The following is a 1810-nucleotide window of genomic DNA, read 5'->3' as shown; positions in this document are numbered from 1 at the left end:
AAAAATAAAAAGCAGGATGTAACAACTGCTACTTTAGATACTCTGTTAAAGTCACTGCCGCCAAGCGCCTACTTGTACTTTTGTTCCCGGTTGATTGAAAGCGAAATGACGGGAGCCGATCCAGTAAAAATGGAGCTTCTTAGCAAAACTTTATTAATTACTCAACTAAGAGCATTTATTTCTCAATGCAACGAGAAAGACTTGCTGGAGTTGTTTGGCGCTCTTTACGAGGGATATCGAGAACGTCTAGCTGAGTTGGAAGAGGTAGACGATGATCAGATTTCTTGACGGAGTAGCTCGATCTTCACTGTATACAGTCTAAGTCTCTTATCACTGGTAAGAGAACGCAATCATTTGTAAAACGCTAAACCTTATCTGTGTAAGGCTTACACTGCAACGCCCTATTGTAGGTTTGATTTACCCACCTACTTATCAGCCCTTATCTTCAGTTAACTCTATAGTTCATATAGCTATCTGTTGTAAGAGTCTAAAGGTAGATCTGTCATGAATATTTTCTATCTCATCCTGAGAGAAAATACTTTGCAAACTTGATCTGTGTTACCTGAATTGCCAAGTCGTGAGCTTGCTCAATGTCGTCGAGGTCAAGCTGGGCCACCATCTTCTCGCAGTAGGCCACTGCTTCTAGTCCCACCGCTTGCGGGATGTAGTTACGCGCAATACGTCCGCTGCCGTGAACTGGATTTTCCCAGGTTTCTTTCATGGTGGCCGCATCCATACCAAAAAGCCCCCGATAGACATAATTTGTCCAATAGCCGTAGCGTCCTCTGGGATCTTTACCCTTGACTTCCCAGCTCCAATCAGCTCGGTAAGGCTTACCTGCTTCTCGCGTCATTAGCCACTGCCGCAGCACTTCATCGTCTTCTCGCGTATAGACTCGTTTGAGAACTGTGTAGGCTTGGGCGTAAACACCTTCTGCCGCAAACCAAGCAAGAAAATCAATCAGACCATCACGTGCAGGCTTACGTAGCTTACCCGGATTCTTAGCCCAGTCTCGCGCTAAATCTACCCAGTCTGAAGCTTCGACTAAAAGGTACTGGTTGCCGTCCTCTGCCGTTATTTCGGACACCCTGAAAGTATTGCCAGATGGAAGCTTAAGGCACCTAACTCCTTCTATTTCGGACACCCTATCCGAGAGTGTTTGGCGTGGGATACCGATGTGCCGATCCATTCCGCGAAAGCCTAGTCCGATGGTCGGGCGACTCTCACCAAGACCGTTTGGATCGATAATGACGGCCCTCAGCTCGCGGCTCTTATACCGCAGCGGGATGATTTGACCAGCTCGAAATAGCCCGTCATTAGCATCGCTCATCAGGTTTCAACTTCCGCGTCAATTGTTTCAGTATGTTCCTCATCGATTCGGGTGCTCCAGACTTGGATGGCTCTAGCATTACTGTCAGCGATTGCCTTTGTCTCAGCAATAGATTTTCTGAGGTCAGTGATCGCTGTTGTGTTGATTGCCTGCTGTCTCGCTGTCTGGTTTAGGATTTCTTGGATTTCTTGCAGGTCTGCCATAGATTTATGTCTATCTTGCTGTTTGCAATTGCAAATTACCAACTATTTCAAAGTACTGATTAATACTTAGTCGAAATGCTCTCCCGCCAATTTCAACTGGCTCGTATCGACTGATCGCTTCAAACCAGGTGTCACGCTGGGCATCGTTCAGGACTGCCCGATAGCGATGCTCAAACGGTTGAGATGTATCTCGCAGTTTTTGATGTAGTGATGCAAGATCGCCACCTTCCCAATAGTCTCTCATGCAACGTCTTACCGCTTCTTCGCCAGAGCTTTG

General features: G+C 46.6%; 4 protein-coding genes. 1 reads left to right on the top strand and 3 read right to left on the bottom strand.

What is annotated here, in order from left to right:
- Window positions 1-288: hypothetical protein (locus QJQ48_RS27925; protein WP_346294469.1), on the top strand; the 288-nt coding region annotated here is incomplete at its 5' end.
- A gap of 232 nt (window positions 289-520) precedes the next feature.
- Here the strand turns inward: QJQ48_RS27925 and QJQ48_RS27920 are convergent.
- The 3 genes from QJQ48_RS27920 to QJQ48_RS27910 form a co-directional block, all read right to left on the bottom strand.
- Window positions 521-1087, bottom strand: coding sequence for a hypothetical protein (locus QJQ48_RS27920; protein ID WP_346294468.1), 567 nt, complete (start codon window positions 1085-1087; stop codon window positions 521-523).
- A 242-nt stretch (window positions 1088-1329) separates the two neighbouring features.
- Window positions 1330-1533, bottom strand: coding sequence for a hypothetical protein (locus tag QJQ48_RS27915; protein ID WP_346294467.1), 204 nt, complete (start codon window positions 1531-1533; stop codon window positions 1330-1332).
- 10 nt (window positions 1534-1543) lie between these two features.
- The coding region (locus QJQ48_RS27910; RefSeq protein ID WP_346294466.1) for a hypothetical protein at window positions 1544-1810 on the bottom strand (267 nt) is incomplete at its 5' end.

The sequence above is a fragment of the Sphaerothrix gracilis Ecp01 genome (assembly GCF_030405905.1).
Classification (GTDB): domain Bacteria; phylum Cyanobacteriota; class Cyanobacteriia; order Phormidesmidales; family Phormidesmidaceae; genus Sphaerothrix; species Sphaerothrix gracilis.
The sequence above is the reverse complement of the archived record's forward strand: the minus strand, read 5'-3'. Positions and strand labels throughout refer to the sequence as shown.